8 protein-coding genes are annotated in these 5,927 nt (G+C 30.4%); all 8 read right to left on the bottom strand.

Features of this window, described 5'->3' with window-relative positions; translation table 11 throughout:
• Positions 1-922 precede the first annotated feature (922 nt).
• The gene (locus BKP35_RS16160) at positions 923-1,444 is read right to left on the bottom strand and encodes a hypothetical protein (protein WP_071314417.1); all 522 of its coding nucleotides are present in this window, start codon (positions 1,442-1,444) and stop codon (positions 923-925) included.
• A gap of 254 nt (positions 1,445-1,698) precedes the next feature.
• Positions 1,699-2,019, bottom strand: coding sequence for an Imm53 family immunity protein (locus BKP35_RS16155; protein ID WP_071314416.1), 321 nt, complete (start codon positions 2,017-2,019; stop codon positions 1,699-1,701).
• 353 nt (positions 2,020-2,372) lie between these two features.
• The gene (locus BKP35_RS16150; RefSeq protein ID WP_071314415.1) at positions 2,373-2,903 is read right to left on the bottom strand and encodes a hypothetical protein; all 531 of its coding nucleotides are present in this window, start codon (positions 2,901-2,903) and stop codon (positions 2,373-2,375) included.
• Positions 2,904-3,071: 168 nt separating this feature from the next.
• A complete protein-coding gene (locus BKP35_RS16145; RefSeq protein ID WP_139192900.1) occupies positions 3,072-3,596 on the bottom strand; it encodes a hypothetical protein in 525 nt (174 codons plus the stop codon).
• A 120-nt stretch (positions 3,597-3,716) separates the two neighbouring features.
• The gene (locus BKP35_RS20270) at positions 3,717-4,001 is read right to left on the bottom strand and encodes a TIGR04104 family putative zinc finger protein (RefSeq protein ID WP_420534843.1); all 285 of its coding nucleotides are present in this window, start codon (positions 3,999-4,001) and stop codon (positions 3,717-3,719) included.
• Positions 4,002-4,645: 644 nt separating this feature from the next.
• Positions 4,646-4,870 (bottom strand): hypothetical protein, encoded by a 225-nt coding sequence (locus BKP35_RS16140; protein ID WP_071314413.1) that lies wholly within the window; start codon positions 4,868-4,870, stop codon positions 4,646-4,648.
• Positions 4,871-4,979: 109 nt separating this feature from the next.
• Entirely contained in the window at positions 4,980-5,576 is a 597-nt protein-coding gene (locus BKP35_RS16135) for a hypothetical protein (RefSeq protein ID WP_071314412.1), read from the bottom strand.
• 95 nt (positions 5,577-5,671) lie between these two features.
• The gene (locus tag BKP35_RS16130) at positions 5,672-5,911 is read right to left on the bottom strand and encodes a DUF3953 domain-containing protein (RefSeq protein ID WP_071314411.1); all 240 of its coding nucleotides are present in this window, start codon (positions 5,909-5,911) and stop codon (positions 5,672-5,674) included.
• Positions 5,912-5,927: the final 16 nt, after the last annotated feature.

Genomic DNA, 5,927 nt, shown 5'->3' with positions numbered 1-5,927 from the left:
TCATTATGAAGTCCTCCTTGGTTAACTAAGTTAGGGGTCATCTCGGTGCACGATTTGACACCCCGTATCATACCAGGAGGGCTCTTTTTTTTTCAAGTCCCCGAAAATCCTTCTAACAGGAATGCTCCTTTTTGAAATCTTGTCTTATTGTACATAACCATTTAGCATATTGATTTTGATACACAATATGACAAGCAAAATGTTGTAGTAACTACCGTTTTAACGGTGTCTCCCCAACATTTCAATAGCAGCAGCAACAGTTTCTTGTGCCATAGTTCCCGTTAGCGTGATAAAGCGAGAGCTCCTTTACTCTTGGATCGTTAATGGCATAACTACTATAAAGCTATCATTAAAATCATACTACTAAATGTCCACATGATTAGTGCAAAGAAGACACAAGTGGTCAAAATCGCATTATCTCTTTTTTCTTCATTTTCTTCCTTTATAAATTTTAAAACTAAAAATAAACTCCGTAAGAAAATAAACGAAAATATTGGCATCAAATACAAAGCTGATATTAAAATTATAGTTCTCATAAGACCTCCATAAAAATGCTTTTCTATAGTATATTGACTCATTTTTTAGAAGACTGTTTTTTGCATTAACGCTTCCGACGAACTTTACCGAAGTATTTCTACTTCAATGTTCTAAAAAAAGTTAACCATTTTCCCTTTTTTTCCTTATCTCCCAAGAAGCGCGACAACAAGAACTATGGCTTATTGCGCTAACGCTTTAGTTTAATTAGCATATTTCTTCTTATTTTTTATTTACTAAACTATAAATCAATAACGCTGGTATCCCAAAAACGCAAACAAAAATCAGGAACATTATAAACCACTGAAATAGAAAAAATATTGCACCATTCATTTTCACTTTTCCTTTCAAATTTTCTCAATTAAATTTAACTAATTAGTTATTTTTCTCATAATCCACTTATTTTTCTGATTTGTTGATTTAAAACTTCAATTTCTTTAGTAGCTGCATCAAAACTCTCTACAATAATATTACTTTGTAATGCGAAGATTTGTTCAAGAGTAAGAGCTTTTTCTTTTAAAACAGTAGCAATGTCTAAAATTTGTTGGTGATTAGTAATTTTGGACACATCTTCTAATAGGAGATTCAAGGAATGTAACTCGTCTCTGAATTTTCTATGTCTGTTCTCACCAGCATATAATCTAGTTAAAAAGGCATGTATACGATAGGGTTGATTATTTAAATTATTTGATATATTGTTAAGAGCTTGTCGGTATATTTTTTCCTCTTCTTCGGAAAAAGTAGCTTCATACATTTCTAATGTGTCTGAAAATTTATATAAATTCGTGACATATAATCTAATCTCCTGATGGAATAGTGTTTCGGTTAGGAAGTGATTATTTTTTTCTTGTTGTGCTTGATAATAATTAATGGCAAAAAGAATAACGGAGGTTGTTAATATTAATATCAAAATGTTTTTTACCCTTTTTATACTTAATCCCCCAATAATTATTTTTTATTTATTTCTTCAAGAAGTTCGATAATTTTTTTGTTTTGAATCGATTGTTCCCTTAAATAACTAATAACTGTCCCTATACCAATAATGACAAAAATAATTAAAATCCACATACAATTTCCCCTCTCTTATAAGCTATTACACTTTCTACTAAACTCAATACTGAAACTAAGCGTTACCGCAGCTATTGAAGGAACGCAAAAGTTATTTTAAGAAAACATTTTATTTCGATCAACCCATGATATAAAAATATCTATAATCTCTTCTAAATTTTCTGGACCATCAACACCAAAAAAGCATAAGCTATTCACTTCTTCATCATAGCCGACTGAACACTGTATCCAATTATTTTTATTACGATCTAGCTTTATAGAATTAAGTGGTTTGTTCTCAACTTCAGTGTTTTCAATGATAATCTTTACCTTCCACATTAATGAATCTGTTGTTTCTAAAAACACTCCACCATTTTGCTTCTCTTTCCGCTGTTCATGATGCCATGCTTGAATCCAGCTTATTTTTTTATGTAACATCCATTACCAGTCCTTATACTTTTTTTACATTTTTTTCTACCACTAAATATTAACATAATTCAAAATTTATTTGTTTATAAATTGAAAAAACGAGCTGAATTAATTACAGCTCGTGATTTTACTATTGCAATCCGTTAATTTGAAAGTTGGTTTATTTATTACTTCTAAACTTCAAAAACAATATAATAAAAATTAAAATGACTAATCCAATCAGAATTGGGTTTCTTATAATAAATTCCATGATAACATCCCTCCACCTTAAAACTTTCTACTATTTTGCTCAATACTAAAACAAAAGCGTTACTGCCACTGTTCAAGTAACGCAATCCGTTAATAGAATAGAGAAATAGGTTTTACCTCATCCCTATTTCTCTTTTAAATTCATTTATCTGTTGAGATTGACTGGCTGTAAAATCCTCAATTATTTCTTGCTGACGCTCATTCCAGCTCTTCATTGGATTTTCATTTTGTTCATACTCCATTAACTTTTCCCTCATTACAGCATGAGCATAGGAACTAAGCATATATTTATTCCAATATTCATCTTCAGAAATTCCTAATTGTTCAATCTCTTCTTGAATGCTAATCAGTGCCTCTTTAACATTCTTAGCCTCTTCGTTCTCCAACGCCTCTCTAGTTTCCTGAGACTTCTGCAACGCTTCCTCTTCTGAAACATTGATACCTACGTCAATTGCCCTATTGATTACTGCTACTTCATTCAATTGAACACGAAACGCTTCTTCATCTGCTTCCTCTTTGGTTAGCCCTCGTTCATCTTGAAGCCTCTCTGCATATTTTACATGTTCCTCTAATGAAAACTCGCTATTAACCCTACCCCCTTGACTATCTTGATTAACACTCGACGAGTTACCACATGCTGCCAATAATAAAACAATAATTAAACTTAAAGCACTAACACTAACATTATTGATAATAAATCTCCCCTTTAAAAACTATTTACTTATACAACTATTACATTCAATACTTCAATAGTTTTACTTCCGCTGCTCCAGTAAAACTTTCGTTAACTAAAAAAGGCATATTTTAAAGTCCTAATCAATTGGCGGAATTTGCAACAATATTTCCTCATTACGTTCCACGATATTCTCTATGAAATGAGCTAACTCTCTATGTTCGTCTTTTAGCGTTGTATTTGTTGTGCGAAACAACTCATATTTTTCATTAAATTTATTAGAAACTGATTGTAAATTTTTATTAAATTCACTTAAGTATTCCTGTTGTTCTTGTGATAAGATCTGCCCCTCATTACGATAAAAATATTTTGTTACCGTATTATTCACTTGTTGTCCAAGTAGAATAAAACTTCTAGACAACTCACTCATTTCATTACTTGGTAACCCGCCATTTAACCTCAAATATTCAGAATTAGATACCATCCATAGGTAGTTTTCTTCATTTTCAAAGTCTTCAATTACCTTTTCCATATTATTAGTTAATTGTTGAAATTGATTGACATATTTATTGAAATGATCATCATTAATAAAATCAATATATTTATTTGATGTATATAATGCATTAAATAAATATAGGTTACCAAATAAACTTAAAACTAACATTATTCCTATAACTTTTTTATTTCTTATCAAACTATTAAAAATAATTTTCTCCCCCTTAAATATTTAACGGTTTTGTTTCTTTAACTTTATAAAGAAAGCGATCACCTTAGTTGATGATCACTATTTTTCAATTTTCTTATATTTAACCAAATACGGTTCAATAAAAAAGATAATTGCTACACTTACCAAAAATATTATAATATTAATACCGTTCGAAAAATAATCAATTTTTATCACAAAAAATGTAACAAGGATAAGGATAGACCTCAATAACATCGCTACAATATAAGATGAAATAGTAATCTTATATTCTTGATCACAGTTGGAACATTCAACCTTTGGACGAATAAATAAGTTACTTGTTGACTTACCAATTTCTCTCCAACTGAATTGTTTTTTGCAAATAAGACATTTCTGTATTTTAATAATTTACTCCCCCTTACTTAAAAAAGGCTAAACGTAATTTCACCATAAAATTCCATAATCCCTTTTTACCTGTACGTATTTAGTTACATTTCTACGTAATGATTCAATCTTGAAAAGAGCCGCACACTATCATTTCAATATTAACATTATTTACCTTTTTGTTGTTAGAAAATTTAAAAAAGCTTTACTTCATTTTTGAAGTAAAGCTCTCTATTGTTACATACGTCTCTTCACAAATGTTATTTTGTTATTTTTTTGATAATAAACGAACTAATAGCCAAATACCTCCAACAAATACAGCAGTAATAATCAAAATCATCATTAAACCTGGAATACCCACATTAGTTAACAAAACAAATCCCCCCTATTAACTTTGCTAATTGCTTCGTTAGTGAAAAGTAATATTGAATTTGAAGGTTGTTTATTTATTACTGTTACTTCTAAATGTCAAATACAATATAAAAAAAATTAAAATGACTAATCCAATCAGAATTGGATTTGATATAATAAATTGCATGAAAACATCCCTCCATAAAATTTGCCCTAGATAAAAAATCGACTTCAATGCAACAAGAAAAACTTAGTTGCTATTGTTTCACTTAAACGTTCGTTTCTTGAAGAAGCTACTTTTTCATTAAGGAAATAACTAATAATACTATTCCAACTACTAAAAATATCGGAGTAAAGATGTTATCAAAAAAAGAATATTCTACGATAGTCGGATATGAACCCGCCGTCTTTATTAGCGCAAGCCAGTGTACAGTAGAGCTCAATCGTTCAATTGAATAAATTAAACCACTAGTTAAAATAAATACAGAACCTAAAATTAAACTTGTGTTTTTATTCATCTGTTCCCCCCTCTTTAATTTTCTGCTCAATACTGAAACAAAAGCGCCACTGCTACTATTCCAGTAACGCGTTACTTTAACTGAATACAATCACAATTTGCTATAAAACCTACCAATTGAGGTATTGATGTTGAAAAACTATAGAAGGATCTTGTATATCTTTCATCATCTCCACCCAATACGTTCGTTTAATTATATCGTTAGAAACAGTATAGCGACTGGACACTTCATTCCATGCAACGGTGGTTTCATATATGAGTTCTAACATTGATTGCACTTTCGTTGGGAATGTGATCGAATCCAGTCTATCCAAGTTATCTGCTAAGAAATTCTCTTCTATATATTCTAAATAATTGGCTATTAAGTAAGATGTGTTTTTCGTTGCGTTTTCTAATCCTTGCGCACGACGAGGATATATGGCTCTACCCATTTTTTCCATTTCATAACTAACATCTTCTATTACTTTTAATGCCCTATTTAGTTGTTTCCATTGAGCATATGGAATTTGATTTTCAGTCATTGCAGTATGTAAAATGCTCGAGGCAAGATGCATCTCATTTTGGAACGAATGCATCATTTCCATTAGATGCGGATTTAAATAGTCTTGTTGATTACTCACCTCACCATGTTTCTTAAAACCGTAAAAAACACTAATTAATAATAGTAAAATTAATAGATAATATCTCTTTTTTGTAATTTGAACCACACGCAATCCCCTCAAATCCGTAAAAAGTTAACATATTGTTGACCTCGACACGTTAAAGCTCTTTTGACTTACATAATTTGAACTAGAGATACCCGTTAGCTTAATAAACCATTTATACTGACAAATAAAACAAACCCAGAACAAAGAAAAAGAAAAATACTTGTCACTTTTCGTTTCTCTTGAAATTGAGTAATTCCCAAAACTAAAAGCATTATCCCTAAGAGTAATTGCGTTTGAAAAAGTATTCCGTATTCACCCGTTATTAAACTATACGCTGATAAAGAAAGTACAACTAATGCTAAAATTGTTTGTATTATTTTCAACCATAATTTCAATCAAATTCCACCTCCT

Origin of the sequence: Anaerobacillus arseniciselenatis, assembly GCF_001865995.1 — a bacterium.
In the GTDB taxonomy this organism is placed as follows: Bacteria; Bacillota; Bacilli; order Bacillales; family Anaerobacillaceae; genus Anaerobacillus; species Anaerobacillus arseniciselenatis.
The sequence above is the reverse complement of the archived record's forward strand: the minus strand, read 5'-3'. Positions and strand labels throughout refer to the sequence as shown.

Excerpts from the sequence above, each read along its gene's own strand:
- BKP35_RS16155 (WP_071314416.1), bottom strand. The coding sequence starts at position 2,019 with ATGTTACATAAAAAAATAAGCTGGATTCAAGCATGGCATCATGAACAG.
- BKP35_RS16145 (WP_139192900.1), bottom strand. The coding sequence starts at position 3,596 with ATGTTAGTTTTAAGTTTATTTGGTAACCTATATTTATTTAATGCATTA.
- BKP35_RS16140 (WP_071314413.1), bottom strand. The coding sequence starts at position 4,870 with ATGAATAAAAACACAAGTTTAATTTTAGGTTCTGTATTTATTTTAACT.